The organism is Aquella oligotrophica (genome assembly GCF_002892535.1).
GTDB lineage: Bacteria > Pseudomonadota > Gammaproteobacteria > Burkholderiales > UBA11063 > Aquella > Aquella oligotrophica.
In genome coordinates, this window is sequence record NZ_CP024847.1 from 1,501,509 (window position 1) to 1,525,143 (window position 23,635).

Sequence of the window (23,635 nt, forward strand, 5' to 3'; positions counted from 1 at the left end):
GCTTATTTAATTCCAGATTCTTTCATTTTTAGCGAAATATCGTTTGAAGCATGAGCTAAATTTGCAATAACTTCACTAGCATTTTTTCCATTCATGATATTGCTAATATGCTGAGCTCCTTCTTGAACATCTTGAACACCAACATTTTTGCCACATCCAAATAAAATAAGTGAAAGCGGAGCAACTATTAATATTAAATTTTTCATATAATAATCCTTAAAATCAATTTGCTAATTGTTTGTTAAATAACTTGTTTAATAGAGAATACATTACTGGCATAACAATGAGAATTAGAGGAACCGCAACAATCAACCCAGAGATTATGGTAATTGCAAGTGGTTGCTGCATCTCTGAACCGACCCCAAGCCCTAATGCAAGTGGAAGTAAAGCTAAAACTGCAATAATTGAAGTCATAAAAATTGGCCTCATTCTCATAACACCAACTTTGATTAATTCTAATTTGCTGTATTTAGGAATAAGAATTAATTCAGAAAAATAGAATATGGCAATTTCGGTTACCATCCCTATGACCATTGTCATGCCCATCATTGAAGATATATTAAGTTCAATTCCCGTAAGATACAAACCCAAAAACATTCCTGGCAGCGTAAATAAAGTGACACCCAGAATACTTAATACTATACTGATATTTTCATATAGAACTAAAAGAAGTAATACTACTAAGAATTCAGCGCTTATAAACACAATAATTAAATCTTTAAAAGATTTTTGCTGCTCTTTATATAACCCACCATATTCTATATACATTCCTTGTGGCAGAGTATCCTTCTTAATTATTTGCTTAATCTCATCCATTGTAGAACCTAACCCGCGACCACTAATTCTGGCTGTAATAGCAATCATTGGCTTCAAGTTTTCTCTTATTTGCTGAGTTTGACTAGTTTTAATTTCAATTAAAGCTACTTGCTTAAGAGGGATAGACGTATTATTTGGTCCAATTAGTACCAAATTATTTAATTGGTTCACTGTATTAAATAAATTATCTTTAGACATAACCCGTATTGGAATTGTCTTATTTTTATCAAGTACAGTATTAACGTAATTTCCTGCAATCTGATTTTTTACCTGATTGTTAATGCTATCAACATCCAAACCATAAGTTGCAGCTTTTAGTGGATTAACATCTAACTCTATACTATCACCAGAATAAATGATGCCATTCTTAATTTCAACTACACCCCGCACCTTACTAATTTGTTCAGCTATTTTTTGAGCAATAGGCATTAAAGATGTCTGAGTTGCCCCCCAAATTTTTATTTCTATTGGCTGCGGTACAGAAGTTAAATCTCCAATCATGTCACCAATAAGCTGGGCAATACCAAATTGAATTCCCGGTACATTCAAGGTAATCTTTTCTCGTAACTCATTCATTATCTCTTCAATGTTCCTACGCGGGTGATCTTTAAGACTTATAAAGAAATCTCCTCTATTTGGTGGAGTAATACTTCCACCAAATAGTAATCCAGTTCTACGAGAATACCCATTTACTTCCGGGATGGATGTTATTATTGATTCAACCTGTCGAAGAATTCTATCGGTCTCAGTTAAAGAAGTACCAGACTTGGTCATATAGTCAATTGCAATTGTTCCTTCATCCATATTTGGCATAAAACCTGATTCAACTTTGCTATATGCGGCATACCCTATCAAGCTAAAACTAAGTATTGGAATAATCAATAATTTAGGCGTAGCCAGAATAGGCTGCATTAAGGCATCATATTTTTGTTTTAAAAAATTTAATACTTTGCCATCTTTATGATGAATGACAATTTTCTGTAATAAACTCTCACTTAATAAAGGAACCACAAGAAGCGTAAAGAAATATGAAATTAATAGTGAAGCGGTCATTGTTAATGCTAAAGCTTTAAAAAGACTCCCTGTAATCCCATTTAAAAAAGAAAGAGGTACAAAAATAATAATAGTTGCTAAAGAAGACCCTGTTAATGGCCTGAGCATTTCCATTCCATTTGCTATTATACTAGGTGAATCCTTGCTATTATTTTTCTGTTCTATCAATCTCCTTGCAATATGTTCAACCATTACAACCGCATCATCTATTACTAACCCAACTGCGGCTGCAATGCCACCTAAAGTCATAATATTGAAACTCATATTAAAAGCATATAAAATCAGAACTGTGGTAGCTATTACACAGGGAATGATTAATACTACAATTACCGTTAGTCGCCAATTTCTAAGAAATAGTAGAACTACTAACGCAGCCAAAAATGCACCAATTAGAATAGCTTCTTTTACACTCCCAGCTGCGGCTTTAATTAATTTGGACTGATCATAATATGTTTGAATATGAATACTTTTAATAGAGCTTTTAGCAAAATCTGCAAGCTTTTCTTTGATCAATCCTGCTATTGCAACTGTGTTAGCACCAATTTGCTGCCTTATATTTAATAATACTGCATCAGTATTATTCGAAGTAACTCGAGTCCAAGCAGGGGTAGTACCCATAGTTATTTCAGCAATATCTCCAAGCATTAATAATTTGCCTGAGTTATACTTAACGACTATATGATTTAAATCATCCAGGCTTTTCCTTGTATTCCCGGACATAACTAAATAAAGGCGATACCTATCTTCTATTCTTCCCACAGAAAGAATGCTATTATTCATTGCAATTACATTAACAATATCACTAGTCTGCAAACCATATTGCTTAATTAGAATTGGATTTAATTTAATTTGAAATTCGGCAGTTTGTCCACCTAGAACTTCAACACTAGCAACGCCATCAATAGAATTCAAAAGAGGCAATAAGTTATAATTCGCAAAGTCGCGGATGTCAACCATATCTTTTGTTTTGGACGTTAGTGAGATACCAAACATAGGATAACCACTAATATCTACTCTTAAAGCATTTGCAGAAACATCTTTAGGTAATAGTGCCCGCGTTTGACTAATCGCGGACTGCACTTGGAGTAGAGCCAAGGGCATGTCATGCCCCAAGGAAAATTAATTGACAGTTCAGCTGTCCCACTATTACTTATTGAGCGTATTCCATTTACACCCGGCACCTTGCGTAAAGCATATTCTAATGGTTTAGTAACTTCAATAATCATCTTATCAACTGGCATATCACCAGTATCTACATTAACAATAATCCTCGGAAATTCCATACTGGGAAATAATGCAACTGGTAATTTGGTTACAATAAAAAGTCCTGCAACTGTTAATACCAAGAAGAAAAACAATATAGATATACGATGTCGCCCCAAGATGGCTGCGAATTTCATTCTTTTGACTCCACTCGTAATTTCATCCCATTCTCAAGCTCGTAATTACCGACATACACAACTTGATCTCCAGAACTTACTCCTATGCTACTAATATATACGTTTTCTTGCTCTTGAAGCAAAACAGTTACTGATTCTTGCTGTGCAACCCCGTTCTTATTAATAAAAACATAAGGTGTATTACCATCATAAACTAAAGCAGATTTTGGTACATACAACTGTCCCTCTGCTGTGCTTACATAAACCTGTCCCATAATTGGGTCGCCTGAAACAAATCCTGAATTTTCTTTAATAGGCGACGTAAAATAAGTGGTAGCACTAGAAGCGTCAATTTTTCCAGATATCTCTCCTACTTTACTCATTGTAGACAAGTTCTGGTTGTTTAAACTAATTATTAGAACTGGTTGATTTATGCTAATTTTATCTTTAAACTCTGCAGGAATATTGCAATTTGCCTGCAAAGCACTCCCTATGCTAATTATTGAAGTAGATGCAGGTATTATTTGCCCAGTCTGGACATTTAGTTTTTCAACAACTCCATCAACATCTGCAAGAACTGGCCCCTTAGTTTTATTAACAACAATCATTAGATTGTTTAGCTCTGATCTTGCTTTCAGTAGTGCTTGTAGTGCATTTTGAACATCTATATTAGAGGCTAGATATTTATTTTTTAATTCATCCTGCCTTTTATATTCTTTTTCAGCAAAGGAAACAGCCATTTGAGCATTAGATAAAGTTACTTTTTCATTTGGACTAAGGCTTAGCTTTAATAATGGTTGCCCTTTTCGAACAGTTTGACCAATTTGAATATAAATTTTATCAATAACTACCTCAGTGTTGAAGGCAATTTCTTGTATCTGACCTGGGGCAAAAGAGATAGTTCCATTGACCGGAACACTTTTAATCATCATTTTCTTTTTAATAAGAGTCGTTTGTACTTGTGCCACGGGCTGAACATCTTTTTCATTATCTTCTACTTTATTAAAATAGATAATACATGAAACTATAATTGAACCAAGAGCGATTATAGCTAGACAAAGACTAACTTTACTTATTCTTAGTTTGACTCTCATTTAAATACTTTCCTGTAGTAATTTGCATTGCAATATATTGTTCTGCTAAGTCTTGTTGTAATGATAACAGTCGGACTTCCTTGTTTGCTAAACCATAATGAAAGTTAATATAATAAGGAAGCGTTACATTATGGCTATTAACCTCTTGCTTTAACATGACATCAGTTTTTCTGAGCCCTTCCATTTGACTATTCATGATAGTTTTTTGTTTAGTTGCCCACGTAATTTCACTTGAAATACTTGAAATATCGGAACGGATGTTATGTAATCGAGAGATATACTCTAAATACAAGTTCTCTCTAGTCGCCAATGCTATTGCAATAGTACCTTGGTTTCGGTTAAAAGTAGGAAGATCAAACGCAACATTAAAACCAAAATATCCATTACTCGTATTATCTTGCCCTGGATACATGCTCATAGTAAAATGAGGGTATTGGCCTAATACTGCTTGTCTGACTTGTATCTCCTGATTATTGTAGCCAGCTTCTAAGGCTAAAATATCTAATCGACTTTTTTTAGCGTACTTAAATAATTCACTTTCATTGGAGAGGGAAGAAGGTTCTATATAATCACTGGCTAAACTTATCTTTGCTGCTGGAGGTAGCCCTATAGTTTTTAATAATTCAAAATTTGTTTTTTGGATTAATCTTTCTATAGATTTATCTTGGTCAACTATATCAATATAGTTTGCTTTCTGCTGATTATAGTCAATTGGACTTAAATTATGAGTCGCAAGATATGGGGAAGCTTCGTCCAGATAATTTTTTAAAATACCCTGATTATCCTCAATAACTTTATGCTGTTGATTTAAATAATATAGTCTGGTTGCGAGTAATTCCGCTTGATTAGCTATTAGCCATTCTTGCCATGCAACGTCATAACTTATTTGCTTCTGCTGTTCTTTAGCTGCTGACTTCTTAAGAGACCTTGTCGCTAAACTACCAATATCCCAATTTAACCAAAGAGAGTATGCAGGGGTTACACCATTACCTGTTGTTGTAGGTATTTCATAAGCAGGCATAATTACAGGGTCAGGTAACAAACCGGCATCAAATACCTGGGCTTCAGCAATTTGATTTTTCGCACGTAGAGCTTTTAGCCCAGGGTTTGTAATTACGGAAAGGACTCCAACTTGACGAGCAGTCAATGGTTTATTAAAATCAATAGGTTCTATATTACTTTTACTTAATTGCTGATTTACAGATTCTGCTCTTGTTATAGCTAAAGCATTATTTATTTCAAGATCTGTAAGAGGTTTAGGTGTATAAATAGCACAAGATGTCAACACAGCACAAAAAAGAAAATTTAATAGTATAAAACTATTTCTTTTTGTGGGGCTTTTCACGCTCTTAAACCAGCAAGATTTAATTTTCATTATACTCAAGCTCTTCTATTTATTAGTTTTTTCCATCTTCAAAATTTCACTTTCTGGGCAAGAATAAACATATCCTTTATCTCGTTGATGATCTTTTTGAAGATAATTACCACCTAGTCTGATTGCTTGATTAATATGTGACTGATGCAAGTTTCTACCTTGGCTATTATTACCAATTCCGTATGTATGATAAGGCCCAGAAGTATATCCTAAAAATTTACAATTTAAAGGGGCTTAGCAGTAGACATATAAACTAAAGGCTCTGAATTTGCTTTTATATATTCTGGCTCCTTACTGGAAGAGCACGCTGCAAGTATAAGAACTATACTAGAAAGCAATAATTGTTTCATTTTATATCCCCTAAAATATTACATATATTTAGTAATTTGTTTAAATTCTTCTAAAACTGATTTTGATGTTCCAGATTTTTCTTCTAGACAATCATTTACATGGTTATAAATGAGAGCTTTCTTTGCCCCATTTAAAGCACGTTCCACCGCATGTAATTGCTGAGCAATATCTATACACTCTTCATCGTTTTCAAGCATAGCAATAACTTTTAGTAAATGGCCATTTACTCGTTTTAACCTTGATGTTATTTCTTTATGTTTTTTATGTTCATGTTGCATAACCTATCCTCCTGGAGGGATTATTATAACATTGTAAAGAAAAAAAGAAAAATGATTGTTGTGCCCGGTATAAAAAGGAACCACTTTTAAAAATATAATAACATAGTTAACCTTTATTAAATAATTTTTGATTTATGTATGCTTATGCATATGCCCTACATCTGGATAATGAGGGTGTGAATGAACAAGGTATTCGTGTTTATGTGGATGGATATGTGATTTTTTATCATCATATGCAAAGTCATGGGTATGCTGGTGATGCTCATCATGTACATGTATATGCTCATGAAACAGTATCTCATGTATATGTTCATGTTCATGCTTTTCTGTTAAATGAAGCCATACTCCGGTGCTCATCAAGAGTAATGCTGCCCAAAATAGTAAAGAAGGATCTTCTTTAAAAAATAGTATTGCTATTGCTGCTCCTATAAACGGTGCAACCGAAAAATACGCACCAGTTCTTGAAGTTCCTAATCCACGCAAAGCCAGAATAAATAATAATAAGCTAATTCCGTAACCAAAAAATCCACAAACTAATGCAACACCTATTAAGGTCCAGCTTGGCAGCTGCATTCCTAACCAATAAGCTAGGCTGATATTGACTATCCCTGCAACCAATCCTTTACTTCCTGCAATGAAGAACGAATCCGAGGCAGATACTTTCCGAGTTAAATTATTATCTATTGCCCAGCATAAACAAGCAGCGCCAATAGAAAGTGAACCTATCCAGCCTTTGGGGCTTATTTGTCCATTAGGCCAGGAAAGTAAAACTCCGCCTAGCACAATTAGAAGCATTCCTAATGCAATGCGTTTGTCTGCATTTTCTTTAAAATATTACCCAAGCTATCACTGCCGTTAGGACTGCTTCTAAGTTAAGCAACAATGATGCATTGGCAGAACTGGTCTGGGTTAACCCCAGCATGAGCAGCATTGGTCCAAGCACTCCACCAAAGCAAATTGCAACTAATAACCATGGCCATTCATTATTCGGTAACTTTGGATTACTCCAGCCATGGTCTCTAATAAGGCGGATAAGCATTAATCCTATCCCACTTCCAAGATATAGCACTCCTGCTAGAAGAATTGGTGAAATATTGCTAAGTAATAATTTAGCAAAAGGGGTGCTTCCTCCAAATAATATCGCAGCTCCGAGTGCAGCCATAACCGGCGTTGATAATTTAAATTTATATAATATTTTCATAGTAGCCTTAATTCAGGTTATTCTGTAGATTTATTTTTTGATTTATAAGCATTTATTTGGACCCCCCTATGGCGAAGATATTTGTAAAGAGAATTCTTGGCAATGCTTAATTGATTAGCAATTTGATTAACACTTAATTTGCCTTCTTTGTACAATGTTTCAGCCGCACAAGCAGTTGCTTCAGCTTGCTGTGATAATCCTTTAGGTTTCCCACCCATTCTGCCCCTGGCACGAGCGGACTCGAGGCCAGCTTTTGTACGCTCGCTAATTAAATCACGTTCGAATTCGGCCAAACTTGCAAAAATATTAAAAGTTAAACGCCCTTGAGGTGTTGTAGTATCAATATTATCGTGCAAACTCTTAAGTCCAACCTCTTGTTCAATAAGTTGGCCAACTATATCAACTAGGTTTTTAAGTGATCTACCCAGTCTATCCAGTTTCCAAATAACTATCACATCACCCGGACGAACTTGAGTTAACACCTCTTGTAGTATTGGACGTTCCGATTTTGCTCCGCTAATAATTTCTTTATAAATCCTGTTACACTTTTCCTTTTGAAGAGCGTCCAATTGTAAATCTAAGTTTTGATCTTTAGTCGAAACTCGAGCATATCCTATTATCATATCTGTCCTTAAAATTGTATACTATACTCAGAAAAATTTAAACGCGTATACTTTGATAACACTAACCAGTATTATGACCTATATTTAAGTTATAATGGTGCATATTTAAAGCATTTAAAAAAGTATAGTAAAACCTTCGTTATTATGGACTATAAATTATGCCACGCCGTAGTGTATTTACCGAATCAGAAAAACAAGCGTTACTTATAATCCCAACTGAATTACCTGAATTAAGCAAGTATTACTTACTCTCCGAAACTGAGATTTCTCTTATCAACCAAAAGCGAGGCAAACATAATAAACTTGGTTTTGCTCTTTTATTATGTTGCATGCGGTACCCAGGTTTATCTTTTGATGCTGAAACAGATATTCAACCACAAACAATAAAATTTATTGCTGATCAGCTAAAAATAAAAGATTTTTCAGTTTGGCACAATTACTTTAAGCGTGATTCGACTCGTAGAGAACATATTTTAGAATTACAAAGTTTGTTTGGGTTTAAAACATTTACTAATTTACACTACCAGGATTACATTAAAAAATTAATGCCATTAGTAAAGCAAAATGATAAAGGTATTATCGTAGCAAATCAGTTAATCACATTGCTACATATGGATAAAATAATAGTTCCTAGCATATCAGTAATTGAACGTTTATGTGCTGAGGCTATAACTATTGGTAATCAAGAACTATATACAGATTTAACTGCACCACTTACAGATAAACATATACTGGAGTTGAACGAATTACTAAAACCTAAGCCAGAAACAAGGATTAGCAATTTGCACTGGCTGCTTCAACCCGCAACAATACCAAAACCAAAGCATATTTTATTACATATTGAGCGATTAAAGTTGATTGGCAAGCTCAATCTACCAAACAATATTGGTAAAAATGTGCATCAAAATCGTTTAATCCGGATAGCTAAAGAAGGTAAAAATATGCCAGCCGGTGAAATTCTTAAATTTGAATCAACCCGCAGATATGCAACACTAGTAGCTGTTATTATTGAAACAAAAGCGTCTATAATTGATGAAATAATTGAACTTAACGACAAAATACTTGGAAATATCTTCAATAAGGCCAAACATAGCCATAATAATGAATTCCAAAATTCAAGTAAAACCATAAATGAGAAACTGAACCTCTATGTTAAGATTGGCCAAATCCTAATTACTGCCAAACAAAATAATAAAGACCCATTTCAAGCTATCGAAGCAGTCATTCCTTGGGATGACTTTACCAAATCAGTCAGTGATACCAAAGAGCTTGCCAAACCAGATAGCTTTGATTCGCTATATAAAATCACTGCCTACTATTCATGGATTAAACGGTATATGATTGAATTCTTGGAAGCTTTGGAATTTAAACCATCTAATAGCACAACTGAGCTGTTCAAAGCCTTAGGAATAGTAAAACAGATGTATCATGGTAAATTGCGTAAAGTTCCGGATAAAGCTCCGACAATATTTATCAAAAAACAATGGCATAACCTGGTTTTCAAAGATAATGGTGCTATTGATAAACAATTTTATGAGTTTTCGGTACTTACAGAGTTAAAAAATACGCTCCGTTCCGGGGATATTTGGGTTGTTGGTTCCCGTAAGCACAAAGATTTTGATGAGTATTTATTAGACAAAGAAATTTTCAAAGAAAAACGTTTAGAATCACCATTGCCTACAGTTGGCTCATGCAGTTTCAAAGAGTTTATTACTGGTAGAACCGACATTTTAAAAGCTACCCTTAAAGAAGTCCATGAATTAGCACTAAAAGATGAGTTACATGATGCAACCATTAACGATGATGGATTGAAAATTACACCACTGATAAACTCAGTTCCAGAAGAAGCATACTCGTTTAATCAAAAGGTATATGCCTTACTGCCTAAAATAAAAATCACTAATTTGCTTCAGGAGGTTGATACTTGGACGAATTATACGCAACATTTTACTCATTTAAAAAATGAAAAGCCAGCCGGAAATAATCAATTACTATTAACAGTAGTGCTCTCTGATGCAATAAATCTGGGATTGACTAAAATGGCTGAAGCTTGTCCTGGTGCCACTTACTCAAAACTATCTTCAATGCAGGCGTGGTATATTAGGGAAGATACTTATACAAGAGCACAAGCAGTTCTAACTAACTCTCAGCATCAACAGGAAATTACAAAATATTGGGGAGATGGTAATAGCTCATCTTCTGATGGCCAACGATTTACAGCAGGTGGCACAAATCAACATTCAGCGACCAAAAATCCAAAATACGGCAGAGAACCAGGTGTAACTTACTATGGGCATATTTCAGACCTGTATGCACCATTTCACATGAGCCTGATAACAACTAATCTCCGTGATTCAACTTATGTCTTGGATGGTTTGCTGCACCATGAGGCAGACCTTAACATCTATGAACACTATACAGATACCGCTGGATTTACCGACCATGTATTTGCCTTGATGCATCTTTTAGGCTTCAAATTTGCGCCAAGAATTCGCGACTTAAGCGACAAGCGTATATACTTACCGAGTAAATCTACCAGTTATCCGGCATTATCTAGTATGGTTGGTGGTTACCTTAATTTAAAATTAATTGAGCAGAATTGGGATGAAATCATGAGATTAGCCATGTCAATAAAGCATGGTACGGTTACATCATCATTAATACTCCGGAAACTTGGCAGTTACCCACGACAAAATAAACTGGCTCTGGCACTTCGAGAGCTAGGTAAGTTGGAACGTAGTATTTTTATGCTTGAATGGTCAAAAGATCCACAATTGCGGCGCAGAGTGCAAGCTGGATTAAATAAAGGTGAAGCAAGACATGCTTTAACCAGAGCAGTGCATTTTAACCGCTTAGGTGAAATTAGGGACAGAACATTTGAAAATCAACTTCACCGTGCAAGTGGTTTAAATTTGGTAGTTGGGGCAATTATATTGTGGAACACAGTATATATTGAAAAAGCTGTTGATTATTTACGAAAAACCGACAAGGATTTTGATGATGATTCTATAAAACATCTGTCTCCATTGGGTTGGGAACATATTAATTTAACTGGTGATTATATTTGGAGTAACGTACCAAGGACCAGTCAGCTAAGAATTCCATAATTCCTTAGCGTACGATAATTTCCGAATTCTCGTGTGACCCCTTTAGGTACGTGGGTTGGTTCTGTAGCTACAATTTGTATTGGGTATTTTGCCTACAAAATATCGAAAAGACAAACTGAAATTTCTGATAAATCCCTTAGTCTAGAAATATCGTTAGTGTATAATAAACATATGAATGAAGTACTTGTAGTTATGAATAGTATTATTCATTTAATTTTAGACATTACAAATACTAATCCAGGCTCTTTTTCTAATAGTATATCGGCTGAAATTACTAAAATTAAGATGCTAGCAATTCAAGCTGAGACTTCGTTAGACTCCAGTATTTCAAGTAAAATTTCTCTATTATCCGGTGAGTTAGATAGCTTTAGTGTGCTGGCAATTAATGTTGTTCGTACCTCAAATTTTACCGGACCAGATTATTCTCGTATGATGTCAGAATATTCAAGGATTTTTATCCATACTTTAATTTATGAAGAATTGAAGAATTTATATAAAACCCATATAAAAATTTTGTAAGGAAATAATTAAAAAATAAAAACGACCATTGGGTTTATCCAAATGCAAAATGAAGCATCATGTTTGTTGAGCATTGCAATAAGTTCAAACAAACATGATTGTTGAATTTTGCCCTACTCTGATTGGGTGGGTTGGGTAGAATGGTCATAGCCGGCGGACATAGTCCGCCATATCTAAATTACTCCTCTATAAAGTCATCTTTTTCAATACCAAATACCGCCAGAATATCACTAGGTATATCATCGTATCCGCTAAAAGAGTTGCAGCTGTCATATCCATCCTCATACCAGCCACAATAGGCACAACCAGGTTCATAATAATACCCCAAAACCTGAATATTTATCTCTTCCAAAGCCTGATAAACTGCAATAGGTGGAGACCATGCTGTATCAAAATACAAGTGGATAGTTATTTCATCATCAGGTGATTTATTCATGGTATCAGCTTCAAGCTCCATCAAACTATAGCTATCGGATATATCCGTATCCCATTTAGTACTCCAGTTGGCTAATCTCCAGCAGAACCAGTCGTAATGTCCATACTTGCTACAGTTACTTTCCTGCTGTTCTTTGCTCATTATGTTATCATTCGTGGATAATTCCTCCGGCATTGGTATAATGGCATTAAATAGCCCATTATTTTTTAATGCATTCTCAATTATAGGTTTTAAGACTTTAATCTGTCCGGTAAGTTGTAAATCATTTTGACACCAGTTTGGCATTTTCTTAACCTTATAAAATTGTACTGTTTAATATTAGTTGGTTCAATTATCAATCAGGAACGCATTGCATTCCATTTTCATTAACTATGGTTTTGCTGAGTTTATTAAGACTTTACGGCTATGTAATTATTCAGCTTTTCAATTAGCTGTGAGTGCTTATAATGTAACCGGATTAGTTCATCTGATAAGTTATCAACAACAGGCTTTAGCTCTTCAATTACAGTAAAAGTTTCGTTTAATTCTTTGTGTAATTCATGAATTAAGTCTTTAGCTGCTGAATTATTAGCCATTGATTTCTGGTTTTCAGGGTGATTAGCTGTAATGCGCTGATAGTTCTCAATAGTCTTTTGAGTGAACTCACAAAGATTAAGATAACTTAATGCTTTTGCCTTGTTTTCAGTGTAACAAGTTGGTACATAGCGATTATATGCCTGTACCCATTTAAGCCTTAATTCTCCAAGTATCCGGTTTGGATTATCAATCCAGAACTGATTAATTGTTTCTTCGGCTTTGTCCTGCTTAAATACAGTGGTATCAACTATATTGTGTGCTTTGTTTCCTGATTTTCTAATCAGTATTATGTCCACGGTTACAGTTGCCTGCTCGAAGAGGTTATCCGGTAGTCTGATTACATCAATAACCACGCTTTCATTATCAATAATATGTCGGGTATTAGCTTTGGGTATATCCATGTAAAAGCTAGGTACTACTAAAGCTAAAATCCCGTCTTTCTTTAATAATCGCATACACTTAGCTACAAAATAATGATGTATGGTATAACCAGATAAATCCGGCATAAATTCATCGGTTATTTTTTCATTAGAGTATGGAGGATTACCGACAATTAAATCAAATTGCTGATTATTAAAATCAATATTCTGTAAGCCATCATTGATAATAGTTATATCCGGGTAAATAGTCTGTACTAGCTTAGATGTCAAGGTATCATACTCAACACCAGTTATAGAGCTGTTAGCCTTGATTTCTTCCGGCATATATTCAAAGAATGCCCCATTACCACAAGATGGCTCTAATATATCTCCACCAGTAAACTTGCATACCTGAGTTAGATAACGGTAAATAAAGCTGATTACTTCCTTTGGTGTGTAATAGGCACTACTTGATGAATTACGTAAGCTCTCTAGTACTGCTTTCTCTTTCTCAATTCCAAAGTTAGCCCGAATAGCACGCATTAGCTGCCCAAATAATGCCTTATTGTCCCAGAAGCATCTCTTTAATCCACCAAAGCCCTTATAGCTCTTTAAAACCTCAATATCAGGCTGATTCTTTGCCATTTCTTCGATAACTCGAATATTTGAAATAAACTGCTCTATTTTATGAACTGGTAATTGTTTCTTATCCATTGCACTAACTCCGCAAAACTGTTAAGGATTAAACGGGGCGTTGATTTCCTAACCCCACACCACTGCATGGCACAACAGAGAGAACCCGCCAGGTCTGTTCCAATCTTTTTTAAATTTATTTGGCACAAAAAAATTAAAAACAAGATTTGCAGACTGGAAAATGCTGGATTGAGTTACAGATATAAAATAATGGAGCAGTTGGGCAGGATTGCCCTAGCCCAGCTGTGGAATGATCCAGAAATGATTAGTGTGGTGATTTGCTCGCATTTTTGGAGCGTAAATGAAAAACCCCGGTACAATTACTAACCGGGGTTTTAAATAGCGAGAAAAAAGCAAGAGCAAAACATGCCAGGAATGGTTACAGTCGTGGCAAACACTTCATTACTGGTAAACTATACCAAGTAACTCAAGCCTTGCTTTTTCCTGGTTCGAATGTTGTGCCAAAATGTGGTGTGGGGATTTAAGGTTATTATAGATTAGCAAAACTGCTGATTGATAAGATAGTAGTATTGTTGCCGGCTTTGGGTTTGGCAAAGCGTAGCTGGGGGCAACAATACCTAAAACATACAATTAGTATCTATTGTCAGGCTTTTTTTACGAACTCAGATTTAAGTTTCATTGGTCCAATGCCATCAATTTTACAATCAATATCATGATCACCATCAATCAAGCGAATATTTTTTACTTTGGTTCCTACTTTCACTACCAGTGAGCTACCTTTAACCTTCAGATCTTTAATTACAGTAATACTGTCCCCATCGGCTAAGATATTGCCTACAGAATCCTTGATTATTTTAGCTTCATTTTCAGTACCTGAGGCATCTTCGCCAGCCGTCCACTCATGAGCACACTCAGGACAAACAAATGAAGTACCATCAACGTAGGTATATGCTGAATTGCATTGTGGACAATTAGGTAATTGAGACATGGTAGGCTTTCTTGCAAAATAAGGATTATTATAACTGATTAACAATCTATAACTAGTAATTAGCAGAGCTGCAAATTAGTTGAGTAGTGGTATTGTTGCCAAAATATAACTTTTGAACAACAATACCAGAAGATGCATAAAGATAATTATTTGGCTTTTTTAGCCTTGGCAGCTGGAGCTACTGCTTCCTTAAGAGTTGCACCTGCTGAGAACTTAGGAGCTTTACTAGCAGCTATTTTGAGTTCTTCACCAGTCTTAGGATTACGGCCAGTTCTGGCTGCACGTTCAGCAACGCTGAAAGTACCAAAGCCAACTAATGTAACCTTGTCATCAGCTTTAAGAGCAGCTGTAATGCTATCCATAAATGCATCTAATGCTTCACCAGCTTTTACTTTAGAAATATCAGCCTTAGCTGCAATAGCATCAATCAATTCAGCTTTATTCATAGTATTCCTTTCAAAAAGAAGCAGATTATAGCAGATTTATTAACTTCCACTTAGTTTCCGACTATTTTTTTACAGAAAATGTAAAGTCTTTGGACGTAACTATCTTCTGGGCTGGTTCTTCTGCAGCATCTGCCAGTTGTGGCAGTGCCTGCTCTACTGGTGGTGGAGGTATTTCAATCTCAAATGGATGGTTATCTTCCAGATTATTTATGTTTACAGGGATACCCATAAGTTTGCTATATACAGAATTCATAAGCTTTTTATCGAAAACAACCATTGATATACATAAGTTTATAAACCGATTCCTTGTTCCACGTGGTAAGCGATCGAGTACTCCCTGAAGTTTCGCTTCAACCGATAAGCTGAACTTATTATTGCTCATAACTACTTACTCCCCTAACGTCACTAAACTCAAACGGTTGATTAACAAATGTCATATTATCATCAAGATTTGCTCCCTGGAGGAAGTATGCCCCGCCACCAGCGAAGATATTTTTGTCGGCTTTGCGTAGATATTCCCGAATATCCGGCAGACTGTAAAAGAAAGTTTCAAAGTATTGGGCTTTAATTTCAAATATTTCTTCAGATAGATCCACTTTCTTACCTGAAACAGTAATCTGCCGTTCCAGTAATACCTGCTTTACTTCCTGTTCATTGAAGTACAGCTTGAACTTGCTCTCCAGAAGCTGACGTAATGGTTTTACTATTTCATTGGCACCATTTGGACTGGCTGTTGAATAGATTACCTGCCCACCAAGAATTACACAAAAGTCTATAGTATTAAAGCCGATATTAGTAACAGTATACATTCTGGCCGAATCTATGTCATTAGTAACGACATAGTCAATAAAACTGGCAAAGCCCTGGGCAATTACATCTACTTCACAATTAATTACCTGGTTATTAACGTTGATAGTTGACATTGCTTTGGCAAAGGCTTCTTTATTTTCATAATTCATAATCGACAAACAGGTTTTAATCCTGATGGGTTTAGTTATATCCAATCTAGCATCAGTTATTGCTTTATAGGCAATCAACGGTGCAAACTTTTCAATAAAGGAATAATCTCTGGTAGCTAACGCATTCATTTCAGCAATAGCATTACCCACGTACCATTTTGATCCGTTAAACAAGTACTCATCTTTATTAAGGCTTATATCCCCTCCCTTAACATCAAATTTGAGTACGGAGGTGTCTGCCCTTTTAATCGCTGTTGAGAATTTACCAGATTTGCTTTTTGTTAGCCATTTGCAATCACCAAAGCCGGGATCAATACAGATTACCTGTACTTCTTGTGGGTTATTGAGATGTGTTGTCATATGTTGATGCATGTTAATACTCCTAAAGGTTGTTAAGATGTTTTAAGGTTCTTGCGATATGTTAAGGCATCTTGAGGTATTAAAACATCTGCGGAATAGTTGATATTTACATATGTTTAGATATATTAAAAATCTTTAGGCACCTTGAGGTGGATTACCCTAAAAAAATGGGGTTGCTATAGGTTTTAATATCTAATTCATTGAAGAGACTTAATATAATTGATTAGCTTCCTCTTTCTCACCTCAAAATATGTCAACATGGATTAGCATATCTTAAGATATGACAAAATATATTTAGGTGTATTAAGAACCCTTTAATACCTCAAGGTGGTTTGAGGTTTTTCAGGTATGTTGAGGTGGATAAAATCACCTATCCTGTATATTAAGTTTGATGCTTCACTTTAGTAGAATGATATTCATTTATTAAAGGAAGCACTTATGGATTTTTCTATTCTTATTGCCTGTTATAATGAACAGGATACCATTAGTTCGGTTCTGGAGTACTTGGTTACTCATTACAGTCAAATTCCAATAATAGTTGTTGATAATGGTTCAACTGATGATTCAGCCAGAATCATTAAAAGCTATCCAGTACATTATGTATATGAAGTTACCAAAGGAAAAGGTAATGCGATTCGGGCTGGCACAAAGCATATAACTACGCTGAATGTAATTCTTATAGATGCTGATAATGAATACGATCCAGCAGGAATTAAATCATTACTTAACTATTCATATGATATGAAACTGGCGACTGTAGGTATTCGACCAGCTAAAAGCATGCTAATCAGATCCAGACTGGCCAACTTTCTGATCCGGGTGATCTTGTGGATGCGGTTTAATGTATGGATTAAAGATTGTCTGAGTGGGTTAAGATTAGTACCAGCCAGTATCCTTAAAGAAACCACTGCAACCGGTTTTGCCATTGAAACCGAAATCAACAAGCTTTGTCTTCAGCAACATATCCTGATTAATGAAGTTCCAATTGATTACAAACCGCGTACTATCGGCAAAAAGATCAAGGCTCGCGATATGGTTCATTTAACCATTGAGGCCATGATATGATCAAAGCTACTCAAGTTATTTTTAAAACAAGGGATCATTACGCAATCCTGCTTATTTATTTGGCTATGATTATTCTAGTATTTGCCATAAACATGCCATACCCAGAAGATGATCTTCTACGGGATATAGTTGCTGGTGATTATGGCTATAACTATGCAAATCTGTATATCCATGCTCCATTAATGGCTTCGTATAACCAGTATATTTTTTTCGATATTATCCTGCATTATATGAGTCATTTGATTGGGAGAATTGCAACAGCCCATACTTTCCAAATTATCTGCATGCTTGGCTATCTTGTGCCTTTATTGATCATGTCATACAGACTGCTAAAAGCGCGGAATGACCGATATTACCTCATGACGTTATTAATGATTCTGGCTCTAAATAATAGTGCCTTATTGCGAATTGTTCTGGCACGCCCAGAGATGCTCTATAGCTGCTGGATATTAATTGGTCTGGCAGTAAAGGACTACGCAAGGTTGAAATTAGTTTGGTACATGGGTGGATTTCTATTAATTCCATGCTACTGGTTAAGCTTTCTGTATGTACCAGCTATCTTTGTTGTTTTTAATAGTAGGATTAGCAAGATCATATTAAGCTTGTTATTTATTCTGGCAACTGCCATCTTCTGGCAATGGTACTCAAATTATCAGTGGTTGCCAAGTATCTTTGAATTAAAGCTTCTGCTAAAAAATAGAATTCCGCAAATTGGTGAGAATAAAAGTATTGTTTTGCTGTTATTTCATCCATTAACGGCTTGTGCACTAGTATTTTATTTATATTTGATTCGTGACAGGATTGGTCAGGCCATTTCATGGCTAATGAATTTTAAATATAAGCCAAACGTGCGAACTAAACTTAAATATGGTATTCTGGTAAACCATGTTATTAATTATATGAACCGGACTCTATTTAGCAATAGTCCCACTGCTATTATCTGTTTGTTGCTGGCTTATTTCACCAGTTTACACATGATCCGTTATGCTGCGATTATTACCGGTTTATTTGTGATCCTATTTGTCAGAGAGTTAGCCAAATCTGAGCAGTTACAGATAAACACTAACCTGGCCAGAAGTATTGTTTTAATGCTGGTGATCTTCATGCCACTTCAGGTTGACTGCTATACCTCTATACCTAAATTCAATCTACCGGCAAATTCAATAGCATTGACAACCAATCTTGCCAATTACTTTGTACCATTTACCTCCACAGCCAAAATAAAGGTAGCTCCATGCATGGAAATTGGTGCTAATGACCGTCAGGTGCAACAGATGCTTGAAGATATTGACGTTAAAGGTACTCTTGATTGTAAACAGCTTAAAAAGTTTGGTTTTACCCATGTAGTTGAAAAGAATCTGAAAGTGGTTCCTGAGTGCCTGGCAATCTATCAAATTCAGCCAGGCTGGAGAGTGTGGAGGGTTATTGATACTCAATAGGACTGATTATTTATTCTATTTGAATATGGTTAAAGTTACCAGTATAGTTTATCTGGTAGCTGGGGCAGATTCCGGTTGATACCGTTGTGGTTGTCCATAAATCGTACGGTAGATAGAATATTCGCACCAGTTGGTTAATTGCTGTCCACCATTTTCAACTGAGTGGGATACTTTGGCATCCCAGCGTGAAGCTCCATCACTAATTAGACTGGTGGCAACATTTATCGGATAACAGGCTCGATATACTTTGGTATATGGTGTATCACCCATTGAGATAAAGAATACCCATATCCCCAGAATTGCAATAAATATGATTTTACCCATGAAAGGACTATCCTTATGAAAATTAATCAACTTAAAATTGGCGGTACCAGGGATGCAATCTGCGTTTCCCTGATATTCTCACCGATAATTACCTTATCCCCATTATTTTATAGCGATAAAATTTATTTTTTATCAACTATAATGTGTATTTTTGGAGTATTTGGCATTTCTTACCGTATTCTGGATGAATATAGATTATCTAATCTGATCTCAACCAGAATCAGGTTTAAATCCAGCCCAATAAATCATGAATTTAATAAACATGAGGATTACCTGATTGGTTATGCTACTGATACCGCAATGCCTATCAGTCTTTATTATGAAATAATGAAACGGCATCTGATGATTATTGGCCAGTCTGGTACTGGTAAGTCGGTATTGATTACCAGCTTCTTATTTCAGCATGCACTTAAAGGTGGCGGTTTTCTTTACTGTGATGGTAAAAATGATTTGTCTGATTTTCTTAAGTTCTATAGCTTAATGTGTGAAATTGGTCGGCAGGATGATATTCATGTTATTAATGTTGATAACCCTGAAATGTCCAATACCTATAACCCAATCCTCTACGGTGATCCGGATGAGGTCGCAACCAGGATTATTTCATTAATTCCATTCTCAGAAAGTAACCCTGGTGCGGATCACTATCGCTCAGAAGCTACTGTTGCATTGACAATCTTCATTGCAGCCTTAAAGAAAGTCAATCTGGCATATACCTTTATTGACCTGTCTATTTTGCTTCAATCTGGTAAAGCACTAAAAGAATTAGAGGAGAAGCTTATGGAGATAGATCCGCATGCGGAAGCAACGATTAACTTCAGACTATTCCTGAGTAAGTTTATCCGGCAAGGCGGTACCATTAATACCAATTTGTTAAAAGATACCTTTGGTGGTGTTGCCGGGCGTATCTTTAACCTGGGAACTGGCAAGTTTGGTCAAGTAACCAATACCTATGGCTCTGATGTCAGGTTATTTGATATTATTACACAGAATAAGATTCTATGGGTTATGTTACCAACTCTGGCCAAAACAGAAACCGCCAGTGCTTTTGGCAAGATACTGGTATCGGATCTACGTACAGCAGTTTCCTGGGTCTTAAAACTACCAAATGAACAGAAACCCAATCCGCCATTTTGTGCAGCAATGGACGAGGCTGGTTCTTATGTCAGTGATAATTGGGCAAGGCTCTTCGAGCAATCTCGTTCAGCCAATATCTTTATGATGCCGGCAGTCCAGACTGATGCCAACTATAAGAAAATCAGCCCGGAACTATTATCAATGGTGGAAGGTAATACCTGGAACAAGATCTATCTTAAAATTGGGGATCTGGATACCGCCAAACGTATTGTAGAAAATTTGGGAATGACCAAATCAGTTAAACGTACCATCCTGAATACCCAAAGTGCCAGTGAATCCAAACAGAACTTGCAGGTAGCTCCGAATGCCAATGTTGGTGACGGTGCCGGGTTATCAATGGGACAGCAAGAACTTGATGTTGAAGTTATCTCTGCTACCCAGATGATGTCACTTGGTATTGGTGAATGCTTATTAACTATTGGAGGAAAGGACATTTACCATCTTCAGATGCCTATGGTTAAGCCGGATAATAATCATGAATTCAGACTACATAATACTGGCAATGAAGCAGAATTACCTGGTATTTGCCTGAAGGATAACTATGAGGAGTATATTGACTCTACTATCATGAAAAAACAGGGCGAAGACCAGATTACTGATGAACATGGGCTTGATATCTTTGATACCGAGAAAGAAAAAGCTCGCAAGGATAAGGAAAAATCACAAATCAAGAGTCGTTTTGTTAAGTTCCTTGATCTGATTATCAAATAACTGTGTTAAAGTAGTGTCAATTATTTTTTAAACTTGGATTCAAAATAACTATGACTAATACAAAATTATATAAACCATATTTAATAATGTCTTTATTGTTTATATCACGCAATCTATGGGCAATTAAACAACCTTCGTGGGAAGCAGTTGGCAATAAAGCTTTTTCTTCTGGATATTCTTCGCAGACTAAAATAGCGATATCCCCGGATGGTACTCCATATGTTGCTTTTCTTAGCTATGTAAATGGTAATGATAGAGTTAGTGTAATGAAGTATAGTGGTAGTAAATGGGAAGATGTTGGTTATCCAGGAATTAATAATGGCACTGCCAGAGATTTAAATTTAGTTATTTCAGGTGACAATACTCCATATATAGCTTTTGAAGATACCTCAGTTGGGTATTATAGAGCTAGTGTAATGAAGTTTAATGGAGTTTTCTGGGAGTATGTAGGATCACCAGGATTTTCAAATGGTGAGGCATCAAAAATACATTTGGCTATTTCTTCACAAGGTGTACCATATGTCTCATATAGCGACTATAATAATAAAAGTTCGCTAATTGTAAAAAAATTTAATTTGATAAATTGGGTAACTGTTGGTAATCCTGATATTTCAGGTGGGCATGTTGACTTTAATAATTTATCAATAGATTCAAATAATATACCTTACGTAGCATATTCTTATTCTCTAGCAACGAATTACGAGGATAATAAAACACATGTCAAATATTTCGATGGATGCAATTGGGAGTCCATAGGCAGAAACTTTACATATCGTAAGGCATACAACATAGAACTACAAATTTCACAAAATGGATCACCATATGTAGCCTATACCTCTTCAAACAGAAGTCAATTTATTACATATTTTAATGGCAAGGACTGGATAGAGTTAAATGATATACCATTTGATACTATTCAACCAATAAGTTTAGCAATAAAAAATAATATACCTTATATTGCATTTCAGAATTTTAATGATAACGGCAAAGGAATGGTAATATATTATGATTATAATCAATGGGTTATCTTGGGAGGTGAAGCTGTTTCTATAGCTGCGGCAGATTACATCAATATGGCATTTTCTTCTAATAGAATAGCATATGTAGTTTATAAAGATTACTATAATAAAAATAAGGTTACCGTTATGGCGTATGATAACTCTGAAGGTCGCTAGAGATTTGTTTTAATTGAGTTTGATTTAGTTTAGGATGTTCATTTTGTATCAGAAATTGATTTATAACATTAATTAGTTTAATAGCATCTATTCTGCCTACATTTCTGGCCTGGCGTATAAACACAATATTCCGCCAGGAAGGTATTTCGGTAATTTCACTAATTCTGATAGCCAGTTGGTTATCCCTGTTTTGCTGCTCCTGCTGTTCTTTGACTTTATTAAAATCAATCCTGCTCCTGGCATTAATCAACGCTTGATTAATCTGTTCCTGCTGATCCATAGTCGGGTCGGTATAAGAGAGCGAAGTAATAAGGTTTAGCAGAATTAATAATCGCTTATTCACTTTTAAAGTACCTTTGGGCTTTTACTTCGTTGAGTTTATTTTGTGCGATTTGTGACAGAGCTGGGATTTTGCTATTTAAGCGTACGTAATCAAGCATGGCTTGTATGGAAACCATTCCGGACACCTTTGCATAGTCTCCGGTCGAATTACATCCATCACGTACTGGATTTGCTGGTAGTTTAGATACAATTAATGCGGGCACTGCCGTGATGTTGTATTTATCATAAGCTGGTGGATCCACTATAATACTAACCGTAGGAAATAATTCTCGCAAAGGTTTTATGTAAGCCATTGTTTCTTTGAATGAGTTATTGATAAAGCCACGTAAAACAATTGGTATATTGTATTTAGTTGCCTGTCTGCAATAAAGCAGGATATCATCACGTTCCATACCTTTAAAGCTTAGGAATAAGGCTATATCACCCTTATCTGCAGATTTAGCCATATTAACCTGATTTTGTTTGATTAGATCTTCAATATTAATTTTATGTGGTTTCAGTTCGGACATATCAATTGCCGGTAATGATGAGACTCCAATTTTAGCTTCTTTAATTTTGACAATGTTTTCCTGTTGGACTGATTCGGTTGATACTTGGCTAATGTACTGCCGATTCAGGTTACTGATTAAATCCAGATTAGTAGAAACACTATTTATCTGATTTGTGTTTTTAGTTTTGATGTCAGACAGATTGACCGTAGTACCATCTGCCAATGCCATTATAGTTAGACTAATTAAAATAGCTGTTAATTTGATGTTAGTATTCATGATATGGATCTTAAAGCCGACTTCGAAGTACTTTTTTCATAGTACTGTTGAGCAAGGTTAATGATGTAATAATGTAACAGATACCTAAGCCTGTAATCACAGCC

The 23,635-nt window shown here is 35.5% G+C and carries 23 protein-coding genes and 1 pseudogene; 6 read left to right on the plus strand and 18 right to left on the minus strand.

Features of this window, described 5'->3' with window-relative positions:
- Positions 1-2: 2 nt before the first annotated feature.
- The 9 genes and pseudogenes from CUN60_RS06850 to CUN60_RS06880 form a co-directional block, all read right to left on the minus strand.
- Positions 3-206: a hypothetical protein gene (locus tag CUN60_RS06850; RefSeq protein ID WP_102951323.1), complete on the minus strand. Its 204-nt coding sequence runs from the start codon at positions 204-206 to the stop codon at positions 3-5.
- A gap of 16 nt (positions 207-222) precedes the next feature.
- Positions 223-3,269, minus strand: a pseudogene (locus tag CUN60_RS06855) (efflux RND transporter permease subunit).
- On the minus strand, positions 3,266-4,342 hold the full coding sequence (locus CUN60_RS06860; protein WP_102951325.1) for an efflux RND transporter periplasmic adaptor subunit: 1,077 nt from the start codon (positions 4,340-4,342) through the stop codon (positions 3,266-3,268). Before CUN60_RS06860 ends, CUN60_RS06855 begins: the two are co-directional and overlap by 4 nt.
- The gene (locus CUN60_RS06865) at positions 4,317-5,717 is read right to left on the minus strand and encodes a TolC family protein (protein WP_102951326.1); all 1,401 of its coding nucleotides are present in this window, start codon (positions 5,715-5,717) and stop codon (positions 4,317-4,319) included. Before CUN60_RS06865 ends, CUN60_RS06860 begins: the two co-directional genes overlap by 26 nt.
- A gap of 224 nt (positions 5,718-5,941) precedes the next feature.
- A complete protein-coding gene (locus CUN60_RS13310) occupies positions 5,942-6,067 on the minus strand; it encodes a hypothetical protein (RefSeq protein ID WP_279639044.1) in 126 nt (41 codons plus the stop codon).
- An 18-nt stretch (positions 6,068-6,085) separates the two neighbouring features.
- The gene (locus tag CUN60_RS06870) at positions 6,086-6,346 is read right to left on the minus strand and encodes a metal-sensing transcriptional repressor (RefSeq protein WP_102951327.1); all 261 of its coding nucleotides are present in this window, start codon (positions 6,344-6,346) and stop codon (positions 6,086-6,088) included.
- Between the two features lie 132 nt (positions 6,347-6,478).
- Positions 6,479-7,141, minus strand: a complete 663-nt coding sequence (locus CUN60_RS13315) for a DMT family transporter (RefSeq protein WP_279639045.1) — start codon at positions 7,139-7,141, stop codon at positions 6,479-6,481.
- Positions 7,142-7,172: 31 nt separating this feature from the next.
- Positions 7,173-7,547, minus strand: coding sequence for an EamA family transporter (locus tag CUN60_RS13320; protein ID WP_279639046.1), 375 nt, complete (start codon positions 7,545-7,547; stop codon positions 7,173-7,175).
- Positions 7,548-7,564: 17 nt separating this feature from the next.
- Positions 7,565-8,170 (minus strand): recombinase family protein, encoded by a 606-nt coding sequence (locus tag CUN60_RS06880; protein ID WP_102951328.1) that lies wholly within the window; start codon positions 8,168-8,170, stop codon positions 7,565-7,567.
- A 158-nt stretch (positions 8,171-8,328) separates the two neighbouring features.
- Here CUN60_RS06880 and CUN60_RS06885 point away from each other — a divergent pair, with 158 nt between their 5' ends.
- Both CUN60_RS06885 and CUN60_RS06890 read left to right on the plus strand, forming a co-directional pair.
- Positions 8,329-11,277: a Tn3 family transposase gene (locus tag CUN60_RS06885; protein ID WP_102951329.1), complete on the plus strand. Its 2,949-nt coding sequence runs from the start codon at positions 8,329-8,331 to the stop codon at positions 11,275-11,277.
- A 192-nt stretch (positions 11,278-11,469) separates the two neighbouring features.
- Positions 11,470-11,796: a hypothetical protein gene (locus CUN60_RS06890; protein ID WP_158649326.1), complete on the plus strand. Its 327-nt coding sequence runs from the start codon at positions 11,470-11,472 to the stop codon at positions 11,794-11,796.
- A gap of 178 nt (positions 11,797-11,974) precedes the next feature.
- Here the strand turns inward: CUN60_RS06890 and CUN60_RS06895 are convergent, their stop codons facing one another.
- The 6 genes from CUN60_RS06895 to CUN60_RS06925 form a co-directional block, all read right to left on the minus strand.
- Positions 11,975-12,517, minus strand: coding sequence for a hypothetical protein (locus tag CUN60_RS06895; protein ID WP_102951331.1), 543 nt, complete (start codon positions 12,515-12,517; stop codon positions 11,975-11,977).
- Positions 12,518-12,621: 104 nt separating this feature from the next.
- Entirely contained in the window at positions 12,622-13,881 is a 1,260-nt protein-coding gene (locus tag CUN60_RS06900) for an N-6 DNA methylase (protein WP_102951332.1), read from the minus strand.
- 583 nt (positions 13,882-14,464) lie between these two features.
- The gene (locus CUN60_RS06910) at positions 14,465-14,809 is read right to left on the minus strand and encodes a zinc ribbon domain-containing protein YjdM (RefSeq protein ID WP_102951334.1); all 345 of its coding nucleotides are present in this window, start codon (positions 14,807-14,809) and stop codon (positions 14,465-14,467) included.
- Between the two features lie 146 nt (positions 14,810-14,955).
- Entirely contained in the window at positions 14,956-15,279 is a 324-nt protein-coding gene (locus tag CUN60_RS06915; RefSeq protein WP_279639061.1) for an HU family DNA-binding protein, read from the minus strand.
- 37 nt (positions 15,280-15,316) lie between these two features.
- Positions 15,317-15,637, minus strand: a complete 321-nt coding sequence (locus CUN60_RS06920; protein WP_102951336.1) for a hypothetical protein — start codon at positions 15,635-15,637, stop codon at positions 15,317-15,319.
- The gene (locus CUN60_RS06925) at positions 15,627-16,586 is read right to left on the minus strand and encodes a ParM/StbA family protein (RefSeq protein WP_102951337.1); all 960 of its coding nucleotides are present in this window, start codon (positions 16,584-16,586) and stop codon (positions 15,627-15,629) included. Before CUN60_RS06925 ends, CUN60_RS06920 begins: the two co-directional genes overlap by 11 nt.
- A 426-nt stretch (positions 16,587-17,012) precedes the next feature.
- On the opposite strand from CUN60_RS06925, the gene CUN60_RS06930 reads away from it, so the two are divergent.
- Both CUN60_RS06930 and CUN60_RS06935 read left to right on the plus strand, forming a co-directional pair.
- Positions 17,013-17,639 carry a glycosyltransferase family 2 protein gene (locus tag CUN60_RS06930; protein ID WP_102951338.1) on the plus strand — a complete coding sequence of 209 codons (627 nt, stop codon included), beginning with the start codon at positions 17,013-17,015 and terminating at the stop codon, positions 17,637-17,639.
- The gene (locus CUN60_RS06935; protein ID WP_102951339.1) at positions 17,636-19,078 is read left to right on the plus strand and encodes a hypothetical protein; all 1,443 of its coding nucleotides are present in this window, start codon (positions 17,636-17,638) and stop codon (positions 19,076-19,078) included. Before CUN60_RS06930 ends, CUN60_RS06935 begins: the two co-directional genes overlap by 4 nt.
- 48 nt (positions 19,079-19,126) lie before the next feature.
- On the opposite strand, the gene CUN60_RS06940 is transcribed toward CUN60_RS06935, so the two are convergent.
- Positions 19,127-19,402, minus strand: a complete 276-nt coding sequence (locus tag CUN60_RS06940; RefSeq protein ID WP_102951340.1) for a hypothetical protein — start codon at positions 19,400-19,402, stop codon at positions 19,127-19,129.
- 15 nt (positions 19,403-19,417) lie between these two features.
- Here CUN60_RS06940 and CUN60_RS06945 point away from each other — a divergent pair, with 15 nt between their 5' ends.
- On the plus strand, positions 19,418-21,247 hold the full coding sequence (locus CUN60_RS06945; protein ID WP_102951341.1) for a type IV secretory system conjugative DNA transfer family protein: 1,830 nt from the start codon (positions 19,418-19,420) through the stop codon (positions 21,245-21,247).
- 50 nt (positions 21,248-21,297) lie between these two features.
- Positions 21,298-22,422, plus strand: a complete 1,125-nt coding sequence (locus CUN60_RS06950; RefSeq protein WP_102951342.1) for an NHL repeat-containing protein — start codon at positions 21,298-21,300, stop codon at positions 22,420-22,422.
- Here CUN60_RS06950 and CUN60_RS06955 read toward each other — a convergent pair.
- Both CUN60_RS06955 and trbC read right to left on the minus strand, forming a co-directional pair.
- A complete protein-coding gene (locus CUN60_RS06955; protein WP_102951343.1) occupies positions 22,391-22,765 on the minus strand; it encodes a hypothetical protein in 375 nt (124 codons plus the stop codon). The two genes, CUN60_RS06950 and CUN60_RS06955, sit on opposite strands and share 32 nt — an antisense overlap.
- On the minus strand, positions 22,758-23,531 hold the full coding sequence (trbC, locus tag CUN60_RS06960) for a type-F conjugative transfer system pilin assembly protein TrbC (protein WP_102951344.1): 774 nt from the start codon (positions 23,529-23,531) through the stop codon (positions 22,758-22,760). The genes CUN60_RS06955 and trbC overlap by 8 nt, the downstream gene beginning before the upstream one ends.
- Positions 23,532-23,635 lie beyond the last annotated feature (104 nt).

What these genes read in the sequence shown, in the direction of transcription:
- CUN60_RS06850 (WP_102951323.1), bottom strand. Translation starts at nt 206, where the DNA reads ATGAAAAATTTAATATTAATAGTTGCTCCGCTTTCACTTATTTTATTT.
- CUN60_RS06860 (WP_102951325.1), bottom strand. Translation starts at nt 4,342, where the DNA reads ATGAGAGTCAAACTAAGAATAAGTAAAGTTAGTCTTTGTCTAGCTATA.
- CUN60_RS06865 (WP_102951326.1), bottom strand. Translation starts at nt 5,717, where the DNA reads ATGAAAATTAAATCTTGCTGGTTTAAGAGCGTGAAAAGCCCCACAAAA.
- CUN60_RS13310 (WP_279639044.1), bottom strand. Translation starts at nt 6,067, where the DNA reads ATGAAACAATTATTGCTTTCTAGTATAGTTCTTATACTTGCAGCGTGC.
- CUN60_RS06870 (WP_102951327.1), bottom strand. Translation starts at nt 6,346, where the DNA reads ATGCAACATGAACATAAAAAACATAAAGAAATAACATCAAGGTTAAAA.
- CUN60_RS13315 (WP_279639045.1), bottom strand. Translation starts at nt 7,141, where the DNA reads ATGCTTCTAATTGTGCTAGGCGGAGTTTTACTTTCCTGGCCTAATGGA.
- CUN60_RS13320 (WP_279639046.1), bottom strand. Translation starts at nt 7,547, where the DNA reads ATGAAAATATTATATAAATTTAAATTATCAACGCCGGTTATGGCTGCA.
- CUN60_RS06880 (WP_102951328.1), bottom strand. Translation starts at nt 8,170, where the DNA reads ATGATAATAGGATATGCTCGAGTTTCGACTAAAGATCAAAACTTAGAT.
- CUN60_RS06885 (WP_102951329.1), top strand. Translation starts at nt 8,329, where the DNA reads ATGCCACGCCGTAGTGTATTTACCGAATCAGAAAAACAAGCGTTACTT.
- CUN60_RS06890 (WP_158649326.1), top strand. Translation starts at nt 11,470, where the DNA reads ATGAATAGTATTATTCATTTAATTTTAGACATTACAAATACTAATCCA.
- CUN60_RS06895 (WP_102951331.1), bottom strand. Translation starts at nt 12,517, where the DNA reads ATGCCAAACTGGTGTCAAAATGATTTACAACTTACCGGACAGATTAAA.
- CUN60_RS06900 (WP_102951332.1), bottom strand. Translation starts at nt 13,881, where the DNA reads ATGGATAAGAAACAATTACCAGTTCATAAAATAGAGCAGTTTATTTCA.
- CUN60_RS06910 (WP_102951334.1), bottom strand. Translation starts at nt 14,809, where the DNA reads ATGTCTCAATTACCTAATTGTCCACAATGCAATTCAGCATATACCTAC.
- CUN60_RS06920 (WP_102951336.1), bottom strand. Translation starts at nt 15,637, where the DNA reads ATGAGCAATAATAAGTTCAGCTTATCGGTTGAAGCGAAACTTCAGGGA.
- CUN60_RS06925 (WP_102951337.1), bottom strand. Translation starts at nt 16,586, where the DNA reads ATGCATCAACATATGACAACACATCTCAATAACCCACAAGAAGTACAG.
- CUN60_RS06930 (WP_102951338.1), top strand. Translation starts at nt 17,013, where the DNA reads ATGGATTTTTCTATTCTTATTGCCTGTTATAATGAACAGGATACCATT.
- CUN60_RS06935 (WP_102951339.1), top strand. Translation starts at nt 17,636, where the DNA reads ATGATCAAAGCTACTCAAGTTATTTTTAAAACAAGGGATCATTACGCA.
- CUN60_RS06940 (WP_102951340.1), bottom strand. Translation starts at nt 19,402, where the DNA reads ATGGGTAAAATCATATTTATTGCAATTCTGGGGATATGGGTATTCTTT.
- CUN60_RS06945 (WP_102951341.1), top strand. Translation starts at nt 19,418, where the DNA reads ATGAAAATTAATCAACTTAAAATTGGCGGTACCAGGGATGCAATCTGC.
- CUN60_RS06950 (WP_102951342.1), top strand. Translation starts at nt 21,298, where the DNA reads ATGACTAATACAAAATTATATAAACCATATTTAATAATGTCTTTATTG.
- trbC (WP_102951344.1), bottom strand. Translation starts at nt 23,531, where the DNA reads ATGAATACTAACATCAAATTAACAGCTATTTTAATTAGTCTAACTATA.